The sequence below is a fragment of the Mitsuaria chitosanitabida ATCC BAA-476 = NBRC 102408 genome (assembly GCF_001598255.1).
GTDB lineage: Bacteria > Pseudomonadota > Gammaproteobacteria > Burkholderiales > Burkholderiaceae_C > Roseateles > Roseateles chitosanitabidus.
The window spans coordinates 98220-119238 of sequence record NZ_BCYP01000006.1 but is presented as its reverse complement, the minus strand read 5'-3'; the positions used below and the strand labels follow the sequence as shown (position 1 = coordinate 119238).

The 21019-nt window shown below is 67.4% G+C and carries 14 protein-coding genes and 6 tRNA genes; 3 read left to right on the top strand and 17 right to left on the bottom strand.

Features of this window, described 5'->3' with window-relative positions; genetic code table 11:
* Window positions 1–100 precede the first annotated feature (100 nt).
* The 4 genes from MCHT01_RS03485 to MCHT01_RS03470 all read right to left on the bottom strand — a co-directional run bounded on the left by MCHT01_RS03485 (window position 101) and on the right by MCHT01_RS03470 (window position 4813).
* Window positions 101–1054 carry an NAD(P)H-dependent flavin oxidoreductase gene (locus MCHT01_RS03485; RefSeq protein WP_067062420.1) on the bottom strand — a complete coding sequence of 318 codons (954 nt, stop codon included), beginning with the start codon at window positions 1052–1054 and terminating at the stop codon, window positions 101–103.
* A gap of 152 nt (window positions 1055–1206) precedes the next feature.
* Entirely contained in the window at window positions 1207–3000 is a 1794-nt protein-coding gene (locus MCHT01_RS03480; protein WP_067062417.1) for an acyl-CoA dehydrogenase, read from the bottom strand.
* Window positions 3001–3105: 105 nt separating this feature from the next.
* A complete protein-coding gene (locus tag MCHT01_RS03475; protein WP_067062414.1) occupies window positions 3106–4035 on the bottom strand; it encodes an electron transfer flavoprotein subunit alpha/FixB family protein in 930 nt (309 codons plus the stop codon).
* 28 nt (window positions 4036–4063) lie between these two features.
* Window positions 4064–4813, bottom strand: coding sequence for an electron transfer flavoprotein subunit beta/FixA family protein (locus tag MCHT01_RS03470; protein WP_067062412.1), 750 nt, complete (start codon window positions 4811–4813; stop codon window positions 4064–4066).
* A 256-nt stretch (window positions 4814–5069) separates the two neighbouring features.
* Between MCHT01_RS03470 and murI the strand changes: the two genes are divergently transcribed.
* Window positions 5070–5897, top strand: a complete 828-nt coding sequence (murI, locus tag MCHT01_RS03465; protein ID WP_067062409.1) for a glutamate racemase — start codon at window positions 5070–5072, stop codon at window positions 5895–5897.
* A 3-nt stretch (window positions 5898–5900) separates the two neighbouring features.
* Here murI and MCHT01_RS03460 read toward each other — a convergent pair whose 3' ends face one another.
* The 13 genes from MCHT01_RS03460 to MCHT01_RS03400 all read right to left on the bottom strand — a co-directional run bounded on the left by MCHT01_RS03460 (window position 5901) and on the right by MCHT01_RS03400 (window position 19020).
* Window positions 5901–7193, bottom strand: coding sequence for an MFS transporter (locus MCHT01_RS03460; RefSeq protein WP_067062405.1), 1293 nt, complete (start codon window positions 7191–7193; stop codon window positions 5901–5903).
* A gap of 77 nt (window positions 7194–7270) precedes the next feature.
* Window positions 7271–7358 (bottom strand) — tRNA-Leu (locus MCHT01_RS03455).
* A 112-nt stretch (window positions 7359–7470) separates the two neighbouring features.
* Window positions 7471–7546 (bottom strand) — tRNA-Gly (locus tag MCHT01_RS03450).
* A gap of 49 nt (window positions 7547–7595) precedes the next feature.
* Window positions 7596–7671 (bottom strand) — tRNA-Gly (locus MCHT01_RS03445).
* 13 nt (window positions 7672–7684) lie between these two features.
* Window positions 7685–7758 (bottom strand) — tRNA-Cys (locus MCHT01_RS03440).
* 91 nt (window positions 7759–7849) lie between these two features.
* Window positions 7850–7925, bottom strand: a tRNA-Gly gene (locus tag MCHT01_RS03435).
* A 232-nt stretch (window positions 7926–8157) separates the two neighbouring features.
* The gene (gene lon / locus MCHT01_RS03430; protein ID WP_067062403.1) at window positions 8158–10590 is read right to left on the bottom strand and encodes an endopeptidase La; all 2433 of its coding nucleotides are present in this window, start codon (window positions 10588–10590) and stop codon (window positions 8158–8160) included.
* An 83-nt stretch (window positions 10591–10673) separates the two neighbouring features.
* On the bottom strand, window positions 10674–11942 hold the full coding sequence (gene clpX, locus MCHT01_RS03425; RefSeq protein WP_067062401.1) for an ATP-dependent Clp protease ATP-binding subunit ClpX: 1269 nt from the start codon (window positions 11940–11942) through the stop codon (window positions 10674–10676).
* A 289-nt stretch (window positions 11943–12231) separates the two neighbouring features.
* Window positions 12232–12840, bottom strand: coding sequence for an ATP-dependent Clp endopeptidase proteolytic subunit ClpP (clpP, locus tag MCHT01_RS03420; RefSeq protein WP_067062399.1), 609 nt, complete (start codon window positions 12838–12840; stop codon window positions 12232–12234).
* Between the two features lie 204 nt (window positions 12841–13044).
* Window positions 13045–14355 carry a trigger factor gene (gene tig, locus MCHT01_RS03415; protein ID WP_067062398.1) on the bottom strand — a complete coding sequence of 437 codons (1311 nt, stop codon included), beginning with the start codon at window positions 14353–14355 and terminating at the stop codon, window positions 13045–13047.
* A 26-nt stretch (window positions 14356–14381) separates the two neighbouring features.
* A tRNA-Leu gene (locus MCHT01_RS03410) sits at window positions 14382–14468 on the bottom strand.
* A gap of 210 nt (window positions 14469–14678) precedes the next feature.
* Window positions 14679–17819, bottom strand: coding sequence for an efflux RND transporter permease subunit (locus tag MCHT01_RS03405; RefSeq protein WP_067062396.1), 3141 nt, complete (start codon window positions 17817–17819; stop codon window positions 14679–14681).
* 16 nt (window positions 17820–17835) lie between these two features.
* Window positions 17836–19020 (bottom strand): efflux RND transporter periplasmic adaptor subunit, encoded by a 1185-nt coding sequence (locus MCHT01_RS03400; protein ID WP_084451757.1) that lies wholly within the window; start codon window positions 19018–19020, stop codon window positions 17836–17838.
* A 250-nt stretch (window positions 19021–19270) separates the two neighbouring features.
* On the opposite strand from MCHT01_RS03400, the gene hpnC reads away from it, so the two are divergent.
* Together hpnC and hpnD are read left to right on the top strand one after the other, a co-directional pair.
* Window positions 19271–20125 carry a squalene synthase HpnC gene (gene hpnC, locus MCHT01_RS03395; protein ID WP_067062393.1) on the top strand — a complete coding sequence of 285 codons (855 nt, stop codon included), beginning with the start codon at window positions 19271–19273 and terminating at the stop codon, window positions 20123–20125.
* Window positions 20122–21015, top strand: coding sequence for a presqualene diphosphate synthase HpnD (gene hpnD / locus MCHT01_RS03390; protein ID WP_067062390.1), 894 nt, complete (start codon window positions 20122–20124; stop codon window positions 21013–21015). Before hpnC ends, hpnD begins: the two co-directional genes overlap by 4 nt.
* The last annotated feature ends 4 nt before the right edge of the window (window positions 21016–21019 follow it).

Here is a 21019-nt window from a genome sequence, read left to right as displayed (position 1 = left end):
CGGCGCCAATGGAAAGGCCACCTCACGGTGGCCTTTCTCGTTCAGCGGTGGCGCCCTGCGCGGCACCGGGGTACCGGCGCGACGAACCCGGCTGGCAGGCTCACGCCAGCGACAGACGACGGCGTGCCGCCTCGTACTCGCGGCCGAAGCGCGCGACCAGATCGCCGGCCGGCAGCACCTCGCGGATCGCGCCGATGCCCTGACCGCTGCCCCACACGTCCTTCCACGCCTTGGCGCCATTGCCGCCGAAGTTCATCTTGGACGGATCGCTCTCGGGCAGGTTCTCCGGGTCCAGACCCGACTTCACGATCGAGCCCTTCAGGTAGTTGCCGTGCACGCCCGTGAACAGGTTGCTGTACACGATGTCGTCGCTGTTGCTCTCGACGATCATCTGCTTGTACTCCTCCTGCGCGCGCGCCTCCTCGGTGGCGATGAAGGCCGAGCCGATGTACGCGAGGTCCGCGCCCATCGCCTGCGCCGCCAGGATCGCGTCGCCGCTGGCCATCGAGCCCGACAGCGCCAGCGGACCCTGGAACCACTCGCGGATCTCCTGGATCAGCGCGAACGGGCTCTTCACGCCCGCATGGCCGCCCGCGCCCGCCGCGACGGCGATCAGGCCGTCGGCGCCCTTCTCGATCGCCTTCCTCGCGAACTTGTTGTTGATGACGTCGTGCATCACGATGCCGCCCCAGGCGTGCACCGCGGCGTTCACGTCCTCGCGCGCGCCCAGCGAGGTGATCACGATGGGCACCTTGTACTTGGCGCACAGCGCCATGTCGTGATCGAGCCGGTCATTGCTCTTGTGCACGATCTGGTTGATCGCGAACGGAGCGGCCGGCGCCTCGGGATGCGCGCGGTCGTGCGCCGCCAGCGTCTCGGTGATCTCGGCCAGCCACTCTTCCAGCAGCTCGGCCGGACGGGCATTCAGCGCGGGCATCGAGCCGACGATGCCGGCCTTGCATTGCGCGATCACCAGCTTGGGATTGCTGATGATGAACAGCGGCGAGCCGATCACCGGCAGGCGCAGCTTGTCGAACAACGGGGGAAGTGCCACCTCGAGGTCTCCTCTGGTCAATGTCGTCGGATGATCGCCCCGCCGCGCCGGATCAGGCGTCGCGCGCGGGACGCGTCTTGCTCGTCGATTCCGCGCGACTCGGCGAGGGCCGAACCGCTCCGGAGCGTCGATTCAGTCGGCCCCGTCCCGCGTCAGAACGCGTCGACGGGAAGTGCCATCACGCTGTCGGCGCCGTTCACCACGGCGTCGCGCAGCGACTGGCAGCGCGGCAGGAGGTGCTCGGCGTAGAAGCGCGCGGTCGTGATCTTGGCGTCCATGAACGCGACGTCCTCGCCAGCGGCCTTGAGCTCCTGCGCCGCCAGCAGCGAGCGCGCCAGCTGCCAGCCCGCCAGCAGATTGCCGCCCAGCATCAGATACGGGACCGAGCCGGCGAAGGCCGCGTTCGGCTTGGCCTTGCCGTGCGCCGCGACGAAGTCGACGACCTCGACGAAGGCCGCGCGCGCCGCCGCCAGACCCGCGCGCACCGCCTGGGCATCGGCGCTGCCGCTCGCGGCCAGCGCGCCTTCGGTCTCCTCGATCTGCGCCGCGACGCCACGCGCGAAGGCGCCGCCGTCGCGCACGGTCTTGCGGCCCACCAGGTCGTTCGCCTGGATGGCCGTCGTGCCTTCATAGATGGGGAGGATGCGCGCGTCGCGGTAGTACTGCGCCGCGCCGGTCTCCTCGATGAAGCCCATGCCGCCGTGCACCTGCACGCCCAGCGAGGTCACCTCCAGGCTCATCTCGGTGCTGTAGCCCTTGACGAACGGGACCATGAATTCGTAGAAGGCCTGGGCCTCCTTGCGGGTCGCGTCATCGGCGTGGTGATGCGCGATGTCGTAGGCCGCGGCGGCGTCGATGGCCATCGCGCGGCAGCCCTCGACCAGCGCGCGCTGCGTCATCAGCATGCGGCGCACGTCGGGGTGATGGATGATCGCGGCCGCCTCCTTGGACGACCCGTCCACCGGGCGCGACTGCACGCGGTCCTTCGCGTACTCGACCGCCTTCTGATAGGCGCGGTCCGCCACCGCGATGCCCTGCACGCCGACGCCGAAGCGGGCCGCGTTCATCATGATGAACATGTACTCCAGGCCGCGGTTCTCCTCGCCGATCAGCGTGCCGATGGCGCCGCCGTGATCGCCGAACTGCAGCACCGCCGTCGGGCTGGCCTTGATGCCGAGCTTGTGCTCGATGGACACGCAGTGCGCGTCGTTGCGCGCGCCCAGCGAGCCGTCCTCGTTGACCAGGAACTTGGGCACCAGGAACAGGCTGATGCCCTTCACGCCCTCGGGAGCGCCCGGGACCCGCGCCAGCACCAGGTGGACGATGTTGTCCGCCATGTCGTGCTCGCCCCAGGTGATGAAGATCTTGGTGCCGAAGACCTTGTAGGTGCCGTCACCCTGCGGCTCGGCGCGCGAGCGCACCATCGCCAGATCCGAACCCGCCTGCGGCTCGGTCAGGTTCATCGTGCCGGTCCATTCGCCCGACAGCAGCTTGGGAATGAAGCGCTGCTTCTGCTCGTCGCTGCCCGCGACCAGCAGCGCCTCGACCGCGCCGTCGGTCAGCAGCGGGCACAGCGCGAAGCTGACGTTGGCCGCCTGGACCATCTCCGCGCAGGCCGTGCCGATGGTCTTGGGCAGGCCCTGGCCGCCGAAGTCCTCCGGATGCTGCAGCCCCTGCCAGCCGCCCTCGGCGTACTGCTTGAAGGCCTCCTTGAAACCCGGCGTGGCGAAGACCTGGCCGTCCTTCCAGTACGACGGATTCCGATCCCCCTCGACGTTCAGCGGCGCGATCACGTCCTCGTTCAGCTTGGCCGCTTCCTCGAGCACCGCCTGCGCGGTGTCCAGGCCGTGGTCGGCGAAAGCGGGAATCTGCTCCGACAGCGTCTGCAGGCCGGCCAGGGCCTGCATGTCGAAGAGCATGTCCTTGATCGGGGCGCGGTAAGTCATGGGGATCTCCGGATAAAAAAAGGGCGCCGCGCGTCGTCTGCGGGCGCCCTCGTGCGTGTGGCGGCAGGTCCGCCGTCGGCGATGCCGATCGAGCCGAAGGCCCGATCAGAGCGCCTTCACGAGTTCAGGAACGGCGGTGAACAGGTCGGCTTCCAGGCCGTAATCCGCCACCGAGAAGATCGGCGCTTCCGGATCCTTGTTGATCGCGACGATCACCTTGGAGTCCTTCATGCCGGCCAGATGCTGGATCGCGCCGGAGATGCCGGCGGCGATGTAGAGCTGCGGCGCGACGATCTTGCCGGTCTGACCGACCTGCCAGTCGTTGGGCGCGTAGCCCGCGTCCACCGCGGCGCGCGAGGCGCCCAGCGCGGCGCCCAGCTTGTCGGCCAGCGGCGTCAGCACTTCATTGAACTTGTCGCTGCTGCCCAGCGCGCGGCCACCGGACACGATGATCTTGGCGGCGGTCAGCTCGGGGCGGTCGCTCTTCGTGACCTCGCGGCCGACGAAGCTGCTCTTGCCGCTGTCGGCCACGGCCGTCAGCGATTCGACGGCGGCGCTGCCACCTTCGGGAGCGGAGTCGAAACCGGTCGTGCGCACGGTCACGACCTTGATCGCGTCGGTCGACTGCACGGTGGCGATGGCGTTACCGGCGTAGATCGGGCGCTCGAAGGTGTCGGCCGAGATCACCTTGGTGATGTCGCTCAGCTGACCGACGTCCAGCAGCGCGGCGACGCGCGGGGCGACGTTCTTGCCCGCGGCGGTGGCCGGGAACAGGAGGTGCGAGTAGTCCTTGGCGATGGCGATCACCTGGGCGGCGACGTTCTCGGCCAGGCCGTCGGCGAACTGCGCGCCGTCGGCGTGCAGCACCTTGGCGACGCCCGCGATCTTGGCGGCCGACGCGGCGGCGGCGCCGGCGTTCGAGCCGACGACGAGCACGTGCACATCGCCGCCGATGGCGACGCCGGCGGTGACGGTGTGGTGGGTGGCGCCCTTCAGGGAGGCGTTGTCGTGTTCAGCGATGACGAGGGTGGTCATGTCTTATCTCCGAATCTTGTTCTGGGGCTCAGATGACCTTGGCCTCGGTCTTCAGCTTCGTGACCAGCGTGGCCACGTCCGGCACCTTGATGCCGGCGCTGCGCTTCGGGGGCTCGGCCACCGACAGCGTCTTGATGCGCGGGTTCACGTCGACACCGAGATCCGCGGGCTTGACCACGTCGAGCTGCTTCTTCTTGGCCTTCATGATGTTGGGCAGCGTGACGTAGCGCGGCTCGTTCAGGCGCAGGTCGGTCGTCACGACCGCCGGCAGCGTCAGCGACACGGTCTCCAGACCGCCGTCGACTTCACGCGTCACGTTGACCTTGCCGTCGGCGACTTCGACCTTGGAGGCGAAGGTGCCTTGCGGCAGGCCGGTCAGCGCGGCCAGCATCTGGCCGGTCTGGTTGCAATCGTCGTCGATGGCCTGCTTGCCCAGGATCACCAACTGCGGCTGTTCCTTGTCGACCAGCGCCTTGAGCAGCTTGGCCACGGCCAGCGGCTGCAGTTCGGCGTCGGTCTCGACCAGGATGGCGCGGTCGGCGCCGATGGCCATGGCGGTGCGCAGGGTTTCCTGGCACTGCGTGACGCCGCAGGACACGGCGATCACCTCGGTCACCACGCCCTTTTCCTTCAGGCGAACGGCTTCCTCGACGGCGATCTCATCGAAGGGGTTCATCGACATCTTCACGTTGGCGATGTCGACGCCCGAGCCATCGCTCTTGACGCGCACCTTGACGTTGTAATCGACGACACGTTTGACGGGGACCAATACCTTCATCGAAGCACTCCAAGCGGATTGACGTTAACGTTAATTCGATTCTATGGGAGGCCTGAGCCAGTCCCGTGTCTCCCAGCCGTCATGCGCCCTCGCTGTGGGCGGGGCCTCTGGCCGTCGGCTCGAAAATAAAACGAACGATCGTTCTATTCTATACACGTGACCGGCGCTGCCAAGCGGGTTCGGACCCGGCATCAGGGAATCTTCTAGACTGCGCTCTCGACGACGCCGACCGGCGTTCGCCCAAGCTTCTTCTCTGATGACGATCCCGAGTCCCTTCGCCGCTCCAGATTCCTCGCGTGTCCCCTGCATCGGGGTCTTCGATTCCGGTGTCGGCGGGCTGACCGTCATGCGGGCGCTGCGGGAGCAACTGCCCGACGTGCCCCTGCACTACCTCGCGGACACCGCGCATGCCCCTTACGGTGATCGCAGCAGCGACTACATCGTCGAGCGCAGCGTGAAGGTGGCCGAGCACCTGCGCGCCGTCGGCGCCCGCATGGCGGTGGTGGCCTGCAACACGGCGACGGCGCATGCCGTCCTGGCGATGCGCGAGCGCTGGCCCGAATGGCCGGTCGTGGGGATCGAGCCCGGCGTGAAGCCCGCGGTCGCGGCGACGCGCAACGGTCGCATCGGTGTCATGGCGACGACGGCGACGATCGCGAGTCGTCGATACGAACAGCTCGTCGCCGCGCACGCGGCCGAGGTGACGCTGATCAGCCAGCCCTGCCCCGGCCTGGTCACGCTGATCGAGCGCGGCGATCTGCGCAGCCCGGAGCTCGACGCGCTGATCCAGCGTTTCTGCGCGCCGATGCGCGAGGCACTGGTCGACACGGTGCTGCTGGGCTGCACGCACTACCCGCTGATCCGCGACCGCATCCAGGCCGCACTGGGCGATGGCGTGCGGTTGCTCGACATCGAGGACGCGGTCGCGCGTCAGGCCAAGCGCGTGTGGGAGACGCTGGGCATCGCGCCGGTCCATGACGCGGGGATCGTGCTCGAGAGCACCGGCGATCCGGCACCGCTGCAGCATCTCGCGCGCGAAGCGCTGGGCTGGCGCGACGTCGTGGCCACGCGCATCCCCGCCTGATCCTCAGACCAGCGCGCGTGCCAGACCGCGCGTCATGTCGACGCGCTTGAGCAGCCAGTAGCCCAGCACGAAGAACACGCCGGTGGCGAGGATCGCCAGACGGTGGTTGCCCGCCGTGAGCGCGGTGACCGCGCCATAGGTCAACGGACCGATGATCGCCGCCAGACGCGTGGCGAAGGTCCACAGGCCGAAGAACTCGGCGAGGCGGTCATGTGGCGCCAGCGCGCCCGCGAGCGCGCGACCGCAGGATTGGCTCGATCCCATGCACAAGCCCGCGATGAAGGCGGCGATCCAGAACAGCCAGGCGGAGGTCGCGATGAAGGCCAGCACGGTCATCAGCATCCAGCCGACCAGCGTGACGGCGAGCGCCGGCTGGTGGCCGATGCGGTCTTCGTAGTAGCCGAAAAGGAAGGCGCCGACGGCGGAAGCGATGTTCACGAGAAACACCAGCGTCATCGTCTGCGACTGACTGAATCCGAGCGCCTGCTCGGCATAGACGGCCGCCAGCGCGATGACCACGGCGATCCCGGCCTGGTAGCTGGTACCGCAGGCGAGCAGCCGCAGGAAGTCCGGATAGGCGCGCGCGCGCCGCCACGAGATCCACAGCTGTGACAGCCCCGACCCCATGCGGGCGGCGCGACGGGTGGCGCAAGGATCGGAGCGCTCGCGCAACAGCAGGAAGGTCGGAATCGCGGCCAGCAGATAGAAGGCCGCGGTGATCAGCATCGTGATCGGGACGAAGACCTCGGCCGACTGCCCTCGGGACTGCGCGGCCAGCACATAACCCAGGCACAGTCCGAGCGCCAGCATCCCGCCGAGATAGCCGAAAGCCCATCCCCAGCCGGAGACGCGGCCGAGCGCGTCACGCCGGGCGAGCTCGGGCAGGAAAGCGGCGATCAGCGATTCGCCATAAGAGAAGAAGACATTGGAGAGCACCACCGCGGCGGCAGCCCACCACAGCTGGCCCGGCCCGAAGCAGGCGAGCGCCGCGGTGGTCAGCACGCAGCCCAGCGTGCAGATTCCGAGCAGCTTGCGCTTGGCGCCATGCGCGTCGGCCCAGGCCCCGAGACCCGGCATGGTGACCATCACGAGGAAGCTGGAGAACGCCACCAGCACGGTCCACAGCAGCGTCGAGGACGGCTGCCCCTTCGCGATCACGCCGACGAAATAGGCGTTGTAGACAGCGGTCAGGACGACGGTGGTGTAGCCGGAGTTGGCGAAGTCGTACATCGACCAGCCGAAGACTTCGCGTTTGCGAACGCCCGGATTCAAGAGTTCCTGCGCGAACAAGGCCATGCGGTTCGGTGGGGTCGGTCGCCTCTGAGGGAGCGACGACTGTACCGCAGCGGGAAGTCACGTCTGGCGACGCCGGATGGTGCCTGGAACGGGACTCGAACCCGTACGCCTTTCTAGGGCGGCGGATTTTAAGTCCGCTGTGTCTACCGATTTCACCATCCAGGCCGGATGCTCCGCGAGGGAGCTGTCGCGTCACCTTGGAGTGAGCGAGTCGCGCATTATCGGGCGCGTCGACCAAGAAAAAAGGGAAGCCGAACGGCTTCCCTTTTTGAAGATTTGGAGCGGGAAACGAGGCTCGAACTCGCGACCTCAACCTTGGCAAGGTTGCGCTCTACCAACTGAGCTATTCCCGCATCGCAGGACAATTGAATGCAATGGCATCCAACTACCCTTTGGTAATGTTGGAGCGGGAAACGAGGCTCGAACTCGCGACCTCAACCTTGGCAAGGTTGCGCTCTACCAACTGAGCTATTCCCGCAATGTCCATTCTTTGGAGGCGCGATCCGGAGTCGAACCGGACTGACCGGATTTGCAATCCGGGGCATAACCGCTTTGCTATCGCGCCCCAGAACCCTGGACGGGATTCTGTAGAAACCGGATTTGGTTGTCCGATTCCGATAAAAAATGGAAGCCGGAGCTTCCATCCTTTGAATGCCTGGAGCGGGAAACGAGGCTCGAACTCGCGACCTCAACCTTGGCAAGGTTGCGCTCTACCAACTGAGCTATTCCCGCATGGTCTTCAACGCACTGCCTGCTTCGCTCCACTTGGCGTCTCTTGCGATTCGCTTCGTCTTGCAGCACCGTTTGCGCTGAAGCCGAGAGTATAGAACGGTTTTTGAGGGTCACACAAGAGTTCGGCGCATTCTTTCTGAAGATCGCCCAAACGTGCCTCGCCGTCATCGGCCCGGAATGAACAACGGCGCCCGAAGGCGCCGTTGTCATGGGGCTCGCGAACGAGCGCCGTTCAGTGCTTCAGCGAGTCACCGCCCGCTTCGGGCTTGGCCTCGGCCACCTTCTCGGCGGGAGCGACCGCGGCTGCGGCCACTTCCTCTTCCGGCAGCGCTTGCGGGTAGGACTCCAGCGCCACTTCGAGCACGCGGTCGATCCAGCGGACCGGCACGATCTCGAGCTGGTCCTTCACGTTCTCGGGAATGTCCTGAAGGTCCTTCACGTTCTCTTCCGGAATCATCACCGTCTTGATGCCGCCACGGTGCGCCGCCAGGAGCTTCTCCTTCAGGCCGCCGATCGCGGTCACCTCGCCACGCAGCGTGATCTCGCCGGTCATCGCCACATCGGCACGGACCGGAATGCCGGTCAGCGCCGACACGAAGGCCGTCGTCATCGCGGCACCCGCACTCGGACCGTCCTTGGGCGTCGCGCCGTCGGGCAGGTGGACGTGGATGTCGCGCTTCTCGAACGCCTCATCCTTGATGCCCAGTCGGCGAGCCCGCGAACGCACCACGGTGCGCGCCGCCTCGACCGATTCCTTCATCACGTCGCCCAGCGAGCCGGTGCGGATGATGTTGCCCTTGCCCGGCATCACCGTGGCTTCGATGGTCAGCAGATCGCCGCCCACCTCGGTCCACGCGAGACCGACCACCTGGCCGACCTGGTTGGTCTTCTCGGCACGACCGAAGTCGTACTTGCGAACGCCCAAGAACTCGTTCAGGTTGTCCTCGTCCACCACCACCTTGCCGGTGTAGGTCTTGAGCTGCAGACCCTTCACCACCTTGCGGCAGATCTTGGAGATCTCGCGCTCCAGCGAACGCACGCCGGCCTCGCGGGTGTAGTAGCGGATCACGCCACGGATCGCGCCCTCGGTGACCTCGAGCTCCTCGTCCTTCACGCCGTTGTTGCCGCGTTGCTTGGGCAACAGATAGCGCTGGGCGATGTTGACCTTCTCGTCTTCCGTGTAACCCGACAGGCGGATCACTTCCATCCGGTCCAGCAGCGCGGGAGGGATGTTCAGCGAGTTGGACGTCGCCACGAACATCACGTCGCTCAGGTCGTAGTCGACCTCGATGTAATGGTCGGCGAAGGTGTGGTTCTGCTCGGGGTCCAGCACTTCCAGCAGCGCCGACGACGGATCGCCACGGAAGTCCATGCCCAGCTTGTCGATCTCGTCCAGCAGGAACAGCGGATTGCGCGTGCCGACCTTGCTCAGGCTCTGCAGCACCTTGCCCGGCATCGAGCCGATGTAGGTGCGGCGGTGACCGCGGATCTCGGCCTCGTCGCGCACGCCGCCCAGCGCCATGCGGACGAACTTGCGACCCGTGGCGCGCGCCACCGACTGACCCAGCGAGGTCTTGCCCACGCCCGGAGGTCCGACCAGGCAAAGGATGGGCGCCTTCACCTTGTCGACGCGCTGCTGCACCGCGAGGTACTCGAGGATGCGTTCCTTGACCTTGTCCAGCCCGTAGTGGTCCTCGTTCAGGACCGCCTCGGCATTGGCCAGGTCGTGCTTGATCTTGGTCTTCTTGGACCAGGGCAGGTTGACCAGCGTGTCGATGTAGTTGCGCACCACCGTGGCTTCGGCGGACATCGGCGACATCAGCTTGAGCTTCTTCAGCTCGGCCTCGGCCTTCTTGCGCGCTTCCTTGGGCATGCGAGCAGCCTGGATCTTCTTCTCCAGCTCCTCCATGTCCGCGCCGTCCTCGCCGTCGCCGAGCTCCTTCTGGATGGCCTTGACCTGCTCGTTCAGGTAGTACTCGCGCTGCGACTTCTCCATCTGGCGCTTGACGCGACCACGGATGCGCTTCTCGACCTGCAGGATGTCGACCTCATGCTCGAGCAGGTCCAGCAGCTTCTCCAGCCGCTTGCCGACTTCGGACAGGTCCAGCACCGACTGCTTGGCGTCGAGCTTCAGCGGCAGGTGCGCGGCGATCGTGTCGCCCAGGCGGCCCGCGTCGTCGATGCCGGCGATGGACGTGAGGATCTCCGGCGGGATCTTCTTGTTCAGCTTGACGTACTGGTCGAACTGCTGCGTCACCGCGCGACGCAGCGCCTCGACCTCCGGCTGGTCGTCGGCTTCGGGGGGGATGGGCATCACCTCGGCGGTGAAATGCTCCTCGCCGTCCTCGATCGTGCGGGTGGTGGCGCGCTGCAGGCCCTCGACCAGCACCTTCACGGTGCCGTCGGGCAGCTTCAGCATCTGCAGGATGCTGGAGACGCAACCCATCTCGAACATGTCGTCGGGCTTGGGCTCGTCCTTGCCGGCCGCCTTCTGCGCGACCAGCATGATCTGACGACCCGACTCCATCGCCGCTTCCAGGGCCTTGATGGACTTGGGACGGCCGACGAACAGGGGGATCACCATGTGCGGGAACACGACCACGTCGCGCAGCGGCAGCAGCGGCAGCGTGATGGGTTCCGCGGGGAGGATCGGATGACCGGACATGAAAACCTCTCTTTCTCAGACCCATCTCGGGTCCGAGGTGCCAATTACAAGGTGCCGTTCAATAGCCTGAACCGGTAGGACGGTCAGGCGCTGGCCTTGGCTTCGCGGTAGACGAGCAACGGTTTGGAGTCCTCGTCGATGTTGTGTTCGTCCAGCACCACCTTGGCCACGCCGTCCAGCGAGGGCAACTCGAACATCGTGTCGATCAGGGCGTGCTCGACGATCGAGCGCAGGCCGCGGGCGCCGGTCTTGCGGGCCAGTGCCTTGCGCGCGACGGCGTTCAGCGCGGACGGACGCACTTCCAGTTCCACGCCGTCCATCGAGAACAGCTGCTGATACTGCTTGACCAGCGCGTTGCGCGGCTCGGTCAGGATCTGCACCAGCGCGTCTTCAGTCAGCTCGCCCAGCGTCGCGATGACGGGCAGGCGGCCGACCAGTTCCGGGATCAGGCCGAACTTGATCAGATCGCCCGGCTCCACCTCGCGGAACAGCTCCCCGACCTTCTTCTCGCTCTTGCTCTTGACCGAGGCGCCGAAGCCGATGCCCGACTTCTCGGACCGGTTCTGGATGACCTTCTCGAGGCCGTCGAACGCGCCGCCGCAGATGAACAGGATGTTGGTGGTGTCGATCTGCAGGAAGTCCTGGTTCGGATGCTTGCGGCCGCCCTGCGGGGGGACCGACGCCATCGTGCCTTCGACCAGCTTCAGCAGTGCCTGCTGCACGCCCTCGCCCGACACGTCGCGCGTGATGGACGGGTTGTCGGCCTTGCGGCTGATCTTGTCGATCTCGTCGATGTAGACGATGCCGCGCTGGGCGCGCTCGACGTCGTAGTTGCAGTTCTGGAGCAGCTTCTGGATGATGTTCTCGACGTCCTCGCCGACATAGCCGGCTTCGGTCAGCGTGGTCGCGTCGGCGATCACGAAGGGGACATTGAGCACCCGCGCCAGCGTCTGCGCCAGCAGGGTCTTGCCCGAGCCGGTCGGCCCGATCAGCAGGATGTTGCTCTTGGACAGCTCGACGCCGTCCTTGGTGTCGGCCGCGTGGCGCAGCCGCTTGTAATGGTTGTAGACCGCGACGGACAGCGTGCGCTTGGCCACGTCCTGGCCGATGACGTACTGGTCCAGCGTCGTCTTGATCTCGCTGGGCACCGGCAGGTCCGACTTGCTCGCGCGCGCGCCGCCGGGCGTCTCCGCCGGGACCTCGTCACGGATGATGTCGTTGCACAGCTCGATGCACTCGTCGCAGATGAACACCGACGGGCCAGCGATCAGCTTCTTGACCTCGTGCTGGCTCTTGCCGCAGAAGCTGCAGTACAGGACTTTTTCGCTGGAGTTGCCTTTTTTCTCGGCCATGGGAGTGCTGCTGGGGCTGCTGGAGTTGCTGCGGGGAATACAGGCAAGTGCCTGCATTGATGATAGTTCAATTGCCGGCACCACCCTTGAGGGGATAAAAGCCCCTAAGAGTGGTCAGTTGGTGCCGTCAAAGGGCGGTCAGTTGTCGCTGTCCGCTCGCGGTTCCATCCGCGGACGTCGAGCCCGGCTCACTGGGCTCCGGACATCGACACGGATGGCGGGACCATCGAGGCAGCGAGGAGGCCGGCGGCGTCGAGGACGCCCGCCCGACCCTCCCCTGCCCGGACGATCAGGGGCGCTTCTCGATGACCTGATCGATCAGACCGTAGGTCGCCGATTCGGCCGCCGACATGAAGTAATCGCGCTCGGTGTCGGCCTGGATCTTCTCCAGGCTCTGGCCGGTGCGCTCGGCGAGGATGCGGTTCAGCTGCTCGCGAGTCTTGAGGATCTCGCGGGCATGGATCTCGATGTCCGTGGCCTGACCCTGGGCGCCGCCCAGCGGCTGGTGGATCATGATCTTGGAGTTCGGGAGCGCGAAGCGCTTGCCCTTCTCGCCGGCGGCCAGCAGGAAGGCGCCCATCGAGGCGGCCATGCCCATGCACAGCGTCGAGACCTGCGGCTTGATGAACTGCATCGTGTCGTAGATCGACATGCCCGCCGAGACGCTGCCGCCCGGCGAGTTGATGTACAGCGAGATCTCCTTGTCGGGGTTCTCGCTCTCCAGGAACAGCAGCTGCGCCACGACCAGGTTGGCCACCGCGTCGTTGACCGGGCCGACCAGGAAGACGATGCGCTCGCGCAGCAGGCGGCTGTAGATGTCGTAGGCGCGCTCGCCGCGGCCCGACTGTTCGATGACGATGGGCACCATGCCCAGGTTGCTAGTTTCCAGAGCGCTCATGAAATCCTCTGTGGTGGGTTCGCGTCACGGCTCATTATGTCGTGCGCTCCAATGCCCTTGTCGCCCGCGCATCGAGACCGCGCGGGGAAAGAAAAAGGCGCCGGCCTTGCGGCCCGGCGCCTCACGTGGCGATCGCGGTTCAGTCTTTCAAGAGATGGAAGACCCGGAGTGCGCGAGCGTCAGCCTTGGATCGCAGGTCGGCGATCAGGCGCCGGCCATCAGTTCGTCGAAGGGCAGCGACTTGTCGGTGACCTTGGCCTTGCCCAGGATGAAGTCGGTGACGTTGTTCTCGATCACGACGGCTTCGACCTCGGCCATGCGCTCGCGGTCCGACAGGTACCAGCGCACGACTTCCGCCGGCTTCTCGTAGCTCTGCGAGATCTCTTCGATGTGGGCCTGCAGCTGCTCGGGCTTGGCTTGCAGGTTGTTCGAACGGACCAGCTCGGCCACGACCAGGCCCAGGCGCACGCGCTTCTCGGCTTGATCCTTGAACAGCTCGGCGGGGATCGGGGCCTTGTCGGCGTCCTTGATGCCGCGCTTCTTCAGGTCCTCGCGGGCGTTGGCGACCATGCGCTCGGCTTCGCCTTCGATCAGGGCGTTGGGAACGTCCAGCTCGGCCTTGCCGACCAGCGCGTCCATCGCGGCGCCCTTGTTCTTGGCCAGGACGCGGAACTTCACTTCACGCTCGAGGTTCTTCTTGATGTCGGCGCGCAGGGCTTCGACGGTGCCGTCCTTGATGCCCAGGGCCTTGGCGAAGGCCTCGTTCACTTCGGGCAGGTGCTGGGCCTCGATCTTCTTGACGGTGACCAGGAAGTCGGCTTCCTTGCCGGCGACGTCCTTGCCGTGATAGTCCTCGGGGAAGGCCAGCGGGAAGGTCTTGGACTCGCCCGCCTTCATGCCGCGCACGGCCTTCTCGAAGGCTTCGAGCATCTGGCCTTCGCCCAGCAGGAACTGGAAGCCGTCGGCCTTGCCGCCGGCGAAGGGTTCGCCGTCGATCTTGCCTTCGAAGTCGATGGACACGCGGTCGCCGTCGGCGGCCACGTCCGCCGCGCCGCGCTGGGCGAACGAGCGGCGCTGCTTGCGCAGGATCTCGACGGTCTTGTCGATGGCTTCTTCCGTCACGTCGGCGGCGATGCGCTCGACCTCGGCGCCGGCCAGGTCGGCGATCTTGACTTCGGGATAGACCTCGAAGGTCGCGTCGAAGGCCAGCTGGCCGTCAGCGGCGCCGTCCTTCTGCTCGATGCGGGGCATGCCGGCGACGCGCAGCTTGGCTTCGTTGGCGGCGGAGGTGAAGGCCTCGCCCAGCTTGTCGTTCACGACTTCGTACTGCACCGAGGCGCCGTAGCGCTGGGCGACGAAGGACATGGGCACCTTGCCCGGGCGGAAGCCGTCGGCCTTGACGGTGCGGGCCAGCTTCTTCAGGCGGGACTCGACTTCGGTGTTGATGTCGTCGGCCGCCAGCGTGAGCGTGATGCGGCGTTCCAGCTTTTCGAGAGTTTCGACGGTGACAGCCATAGTGGACTCGGAATCGGTTGAGAGTGTGGTGCGCGGGGCCGGACTCGAACCGGCACGCCCGTGAAGGCGTCAGGACCTAAACCTGGTGCGTCTACCAATTTCGCCACCCGCGCCGGGTGAACTGGGAACGTCTCGGCCGGCTGCAGCGCAGCGGACGCGGCGTTCCCTTGGTAATTCAGAGTTGCGGACCGCCCCGGAGGGCAAAGTCCCGCGATCCGGGAAACCGGCGATTGTAGCCAAGGAATGAGGGGTTTCTCCGACCCCTCGCGGGCGGGAGAAACCCCTGCCGGTTCAGTCCGGTTTCGCCGCGGGAACGGGCCGGCTCAGTGCGCCGCGGGCGCGACGCCGGCGTGCTTGTCGCGGTCGACGCGGAACCAGGCCGCGTACATCGCCGGCAGCGCCAGCAGCGTGAGCACGGTGGCCACGATCAGGCCGCCCATGATGGCCACGGCCATCGGGCCCCAGAACACGCTGCGCGACAGGGGCACCATCGCCAGCACCGCCGCCGCCGCGGTCAGCGCGATCGGCCGCAGCCGGCGCACCGCCGACTCGACGATGGCCTGCGCGGCCGGCACGCCGCGCGAGCGGTCCTGCTCGATCTGGTCGATCAGGATCACCGAGTTGCGCTGGATCATCCCCAGCAGCGCGATCACGCCCAGCAGCGCGACGAAGCCGAACGGCCGGTTCAGGATCAGCAGCGCCGCCGACACGCCCGCGATGCCGAGGAAGCCGGTCAGGAAGGCCAGCATCGCCCGCGAGAAGCTGTGCAGCTGCAGCATCAGCAGCGTGAAGGTCACGAACAGCATGATCGGCACGCCGGCCGCGATCGAGCCGGTGCCCTTGCTGCTCTCCTCCACCGCGCCGGCGATGGTGATCGAGTAGCCCGGCGGCATCTCCTTGGCCATGGCGTCGAGCTTGGGCCAGACCTGGTTGGTCACTGTCGCGCCCTGCAGGCCTTCGATGACGTCGCCCTGCACCGTGATCGTGAACTGGCGGTTCTCGCGGTGCATGCGGCCGGGTTCCCAGGTGAACTGCGGCTTGGCGATCTGCGTGAGCGGCACCGAGCGGCCCGAGGCCGTCGGCACGTAGGCGTTGGCCAGTTCGGACAGGGTGTCGCGCTCGGTCACGGGCTGGCGCAGCACGATGTCGATCAGGCGGTCGGCCTCGCGGTACTGCGACACCGGCGCACCCGACACGAGGATGCGCGCCGCCTGGGCGATGCTCTGGCTGGTGACCCCCAGCGCGCGCGCCTTGTCCTGGTCGACCTGCAGGCGAAGGACCTTGATCGCCTCGTTCCAGTCGTCGTTCACGCCAAGCATGTTGGGGTTGGCGCGCATCATCTCCTTGGCGCGGTCGGCGTACAGGCGCAGTTGCGCCGGATCGTCGCCGGAGATGCGGAACTGCACCGGATACGGCACCGGCGGCCCGTTGGGCAGCAGCTTCACGCGCCCGCGCACTTCGGCGAACTCCTCCGCCAGGATCTTGGGGAGCTTGCGGCGCAGGGTCTCGCGGTCGGCCGGGGTCTTGGGCAGGAGGATGGCCTGGCTGACGTTGGTGTTGGGCAGGATCTGGTCCAGCGGCAGATAGAAGCGCGGCACGCCGGATCCGACCCAGGTGGCGATGCTGCCCACCAGCGGCTCCTTGGCCATGCGGGCCTCGAAGCGCTTGGCGACCTCATTGCTCTGGCTGATCGTCGAGCCCTCGGGCAGCCACAGGTCGACCAGGATCTCCGGGCGGCTCGAGTCCGGGAAGAACTGCTGCTGCACCTTGCCCATGCCGGCCAGGCCCAGCACGAACACGAGGATCGTCAGGCCGATGGTCTTCCAGCGGTGATAGACGCACCACGCGACCCAGCGGCGGAACCGGTTGTAGAACGGCGTGTCGAAGACCTCGTGGGCCTCGCCCTCGTGGCCGGCGCGCGTCTTGAGCAGCAGCGCGCCCAGATACGGGACGAAGTAGACCGACACCACCCAGGAGATCACCAGCGCCGCCGCCGTCACCGCGAAGATGGCGAAGGTGTACTCGCCGACGGTGGACTTGGCCAGGCCGATGGGCAGGAAGCCCACCGCGGTGATCAAGGTGCCGGTCAGCATCGGCTTGGCGGTCACGTCGTAGGCGTACGTGGCCGCGTGCATCTTGTCGTAGCCCTCCTCGAGCTTTCGCACCATCATCTCCACCGCGATGATCGCGTCGTCGACGAGCAAGCCCAGCGCGATGATCAGCGAGCCCAGCGAGATCTTGTGCAGCCCCACGCCCGCGTAGAGCATCACCACGAAGGTGATCGCCAGCACCAGCGGAATGGTGATGCCCACCACCAGGCCCGGCCACACGTCGATGCGCAGCGGCTTGAAGTGCAGGCCCAGGGCGATGAAGCTCACGCCCAGCACCACGACCACGGCCTCGATCAGCACGTGCACGAACTCGCCCACCGAGGTCTTCACCGCCGAGGGCTGGTCCTGGATCTGCTGCAGCGTGATGCCGGCGGGCAGCTGCTGCTGCAGGCGCTTGACCGTGGTCTGCAGCACCTTGCCCAGCGCGATGATGTCGCCGCCCTTGCCCATGGACACGCCCAGCGCCACGACCTGCTTGCCGTTGTAGCGGACCATGGTGGTGGCGGGATCGACGTAGCCGCGGGTCACCTTGGCGATGTCGCCCAGACGCAGGCTGCTGGCCGCGCCGGTGGCGGTGTTGACGCCGCGGATCGGGAAGTCGCTCAGCGCCTGGACCGAGTTGATCTGGCCCTCGACACGGATCTGCACGTTGGCGCTGCCGGCGTCCATCACGCCGGCGCTCTCCACCGCGTTCTGCGCGTTGAGCTGCGAGATCACCTGGTTGAAGTCCAGGCCCAGCTCGGCCAGCCGCTTCTGCGAGATCTCGACGAAGAGCTTCTCCGCCTGCACGCCGAAGAGGTCGACCTTGGCCACGTCGGGCACGCGCAGCAGCTCGGAACGCACCGCCTCGGCCTGCTGGCGCAGGTCCTCGAGCGAGAAGCCCCCGTCGCTGGACAGCGCGAAGATCGAGCCGTAGACGTCACCGAACTCGTCGTTGAAGAACGGCCCCAGCACGCCTTGCGGCAGCGTGGCCTTGAGGTCGCCGATCTTCTTGCGGACCGTGTACCAGAGCTGCGGCACCTCGCCTGGCGAGGTGTTGTCCTTGACCTGGAAGATGGTCAGCGATTCTCCGGGCTTGGTGTAGCTGCGGATCTTGTCGGCGTGCGGCACCTCCTGCAGGGTGCGTTCGATCTTGTCGGTGACCTGCTCGGCCATCTGCTGCGGCGTGGCGCCCGGCCAGTAGGCCTGCACGACCATGGCGCGGAAGGTGAACGGGGGATCCTCGTCCTGGCCCAGCTGGAAGTAGGCGGCGAAGCCCAGCACCATCAGCACCACCATCAGGTAGCGCGTCAGCGGGGCGTGCTCCAGCGCCCAGCGCGAGAGGTTGAAACCGGCGCGGCTCGGGTTGCTCATCGATGGCTCCCGGCGCTCAGCGTTGGGCAGAGGCCTGCGGCGCGGGCGCGGCGGGCTCGGTCGGCGCGCCCGGCGGACGGAAACGCTTGACCTTCTGACCCGGCGTCAGCACATGGCCGCCCGCGGTCACGACTTCCATGCCGGAGGCCAGGCCTTGCACGATCAGCTCGTTGCCCTCGGCGCCGACGACGGTCACCGGCTTGGGGCTCACCGTCATCGTCTTGCCGTCCAGCAGCAGCACGGCGCTCTTGCCCTGCGATTCCATCACCGCGCTCAGCGGCAGCTTGATCGCGTTGTCGGCCGGCGTCCCCGTCAGGATCACGGTCGCGGTCTGGCCCAGATGGACGGTCTGGTCCTTGAGCTCGGCCTTGACCAGGAAGGTGCGCGTCACCGGATCGGCGGCGGCGGCCAGCTCGCGCAGCTTGATCGGCTGCGGCTCGGCCTTGGCGTCGGTCCAGAGCTTGACCTTCAGGCCGTCGGGACGGGCCGCGGCGGCGCGCACCAGCGCGACCTGGTCCTCGGAGACGGAGAAGACGACATCGCGCGGGCCGTCGTTGGCCACGCGCAGCACCGGCGTGCCGGCGGCCACGACCATGCCGGGCTCGGCGTCGATGCCGGTCACCACGCCGGCGACGTCCGCGACCAGCGTCGAATACTGCGCCTGGTTGCGCTGCACGTCGGACTGGGCGCGCGCCTGGTCGAACTGCGCCTGCGCGGCCTTGAAGGCGGCGTCGCGGCGGTCGAGTTCGGCCGCGCTGATGAAGCCCTGGCGGTGCAGGTCGATGTAGCGCTTGTAATCAGCGCCCAGTTGGTCGCGGTTGACCCGGGCGGCCAGCACGCCGGCCTTGGCGGCCTCCTGCGCGAGGACCAGGTCCGAGCTGTCCAGGCGCGCCAGCGCCTGGCCCGGCTTGACCACCGAGCCCAGGTCCACGCGGCGCTCCAGGATCTTGCCGGCGACGCGGAAGGACAGGCGGGACTCGATGCGGGCGCGGACCTCGGCGGCGAACTCGCGCTGCAGGCCGGCCGATTGCGGCGTCAGCACCAGCGTGCGCACATAGCGCTCGGGTTCAGGGGGCGCTTCCTGCTTGCCGCAGGCGGCCAACACAAGCAGCGACGTCGCCGACGCCGCCGCCAGCAGGGCGCGGCGCCATCCGCTCGCGGCGGAATGAGCGGACCAGGACACGAGAGACCGTTGGGGCATGAACCACCTCGACAAGAGCAGGCACCCGGACGCCGGGCACCGAAGTAACTGACTGACCGGTCAGTAATGTATTCAGCGGGTCCGAACGTGTCAAACCGACGGCGTACGGTTCACCGGGGGTACTGCGTGATGGACGGATCGGGACGAGGCCCGGGCTCGGACCGAGGCGCCGGCCGGGCGAACGGTGCGCCGGGCGGCGGCGCGCGCACGGGTCCCGACTTCGACGGACCGGTGTCGCGCTCAGCGGACAATGCCGGCCGTGAGCATAGAGCACTACGAAAACTTTCCTGTGGCTTCCTGGCTGAGCCCGCCGGCGCTACGTCCCCCGATCGTGGCGATCTACCACTTCGCGCGGACCGCCGACGACCTGGCCGACGAAGGCGACGCCGACGCCGCCCGGCGCCTGCGCGACCTGGCCGACTACCGCGCCGACCTGCGCGCCGCGGCCGCGGGTCGCCCGACCTCCCCGCGCTGGGCGTCCGTGTTCGGGCCGCTGGCCCGGGCGATCGACGCGCACCGGCTGCCGCTCCCGCTGCTCGAGGACCTGCTGGACGCGTTCGAGCAGGACCTGGTCAAGACCGATTACGCGACGCGCGAGGAGCTGCTCGACTACTGCCGCCGCTCGGCCAATCCGGTGGGTCGGCTGCTGCTGCATCTCTATGGCATCGACGACGTGGCGTCGCTGCGACGCTCGGATGCGATCTGCTCGGCGCTGCAGCTGATCAATTTCTGGCAGGACATGAGCGTGGACGGTCCCCGTGGCCGAATCTACGCCCCCGAGGCGGACCGCCGCCGGCACGGCGTCGAGGGCCCGGATCTGCTGGCCTTGCGCGACAGCCCGGCCGCTCGCGCGCTGATCGCCGAGCTGGCCGGATGGGCCCGCGCGCTGATGGCCGACGGCGCCCCCTTGATCCACCGCATCCCCGGCCGTGCCGGCTGGGAGCTGCGACTGGTGGTACAAGGCGGCCTTCGCATCCTCGACAAGCTCGACGCGATGCGACACGCCGCCCTGCTGCGACGGCCGACGCTGGGCGCGATCGACGCGCCCGCGCTGCTGTGGCGGGCGCTGACCATGACCACCCGCCGCGAGGGGACGGCGCGATGAGCACCAAGACCGACAAGACCACCGACGCCACGTCCAGCGCCTCGACGCCGGAGCAGTACGTGCAGCAGAAGGCCGCCGCGAGCGGCTCCAGCTTCTATTACGCCTTCCTCTTCCTGCCTCCTCCCCGGCGGGCGGCGATCACGGCGTTCTACGCCTTCTGCCGCGAGGTCGACGACGTGGTGGACGAGGTGTCCGATCCCGGCGTGGCCGCGACCAAGCTGGCCTGGTGGCGCAAGGAGGTCATGAGCGCCTTCAACGGCCAGCCCTCGCACCCCGCGATGAAGGCGCTGATGCCGCACGTGGCCGAGTACGACATCCGCGTCGAGCACCTGCTCGCCGTGATCGACGGCTGCCAGATGGACCTGGACCAGACCCGCTACCTGGACTTCGCCGGCCTGCAGCGCTATTGCCACCTGGTGGCGGGCGTGGTCGGCGAGGTGGCGTCGGGCATCTTCGGCCGCACCGATCCGCGCACCGTCGAGTACGCCCACAAGCTGGGCCAGGCGATGCAGCTGACCAACATCATCCGGGATGTCGGCGACGATGCGCGCCGCGGCCGCATCTACCTGCCGGTGAGCGAGCTGCAGCGCTTCGACGTGAAGGCCAACGAGATCCTCAAGCGCGACGCGCCCTGGGGCTACAGCGATCGCTTCACGGCGCTGATGAAGTTCCAGGCCGAGCGGGCGCACCGGCTCTACGACGAGGCCTTCGCGCTGCTGCCCGAGGCCGACCGCAAGACGCAGAAGCCGGGCCTCATGATGGCCAACATCTACCGCACGCTGCTGCGGGAGATCGAGGCGGAGCAGTTCCAGGTACTGCAGCAGCGCATCTCGCTGACGCCGCTGCGCAAGCTCTGGATCGCGATGAAGACGAACTGGCGCGGACGCTGAGCGC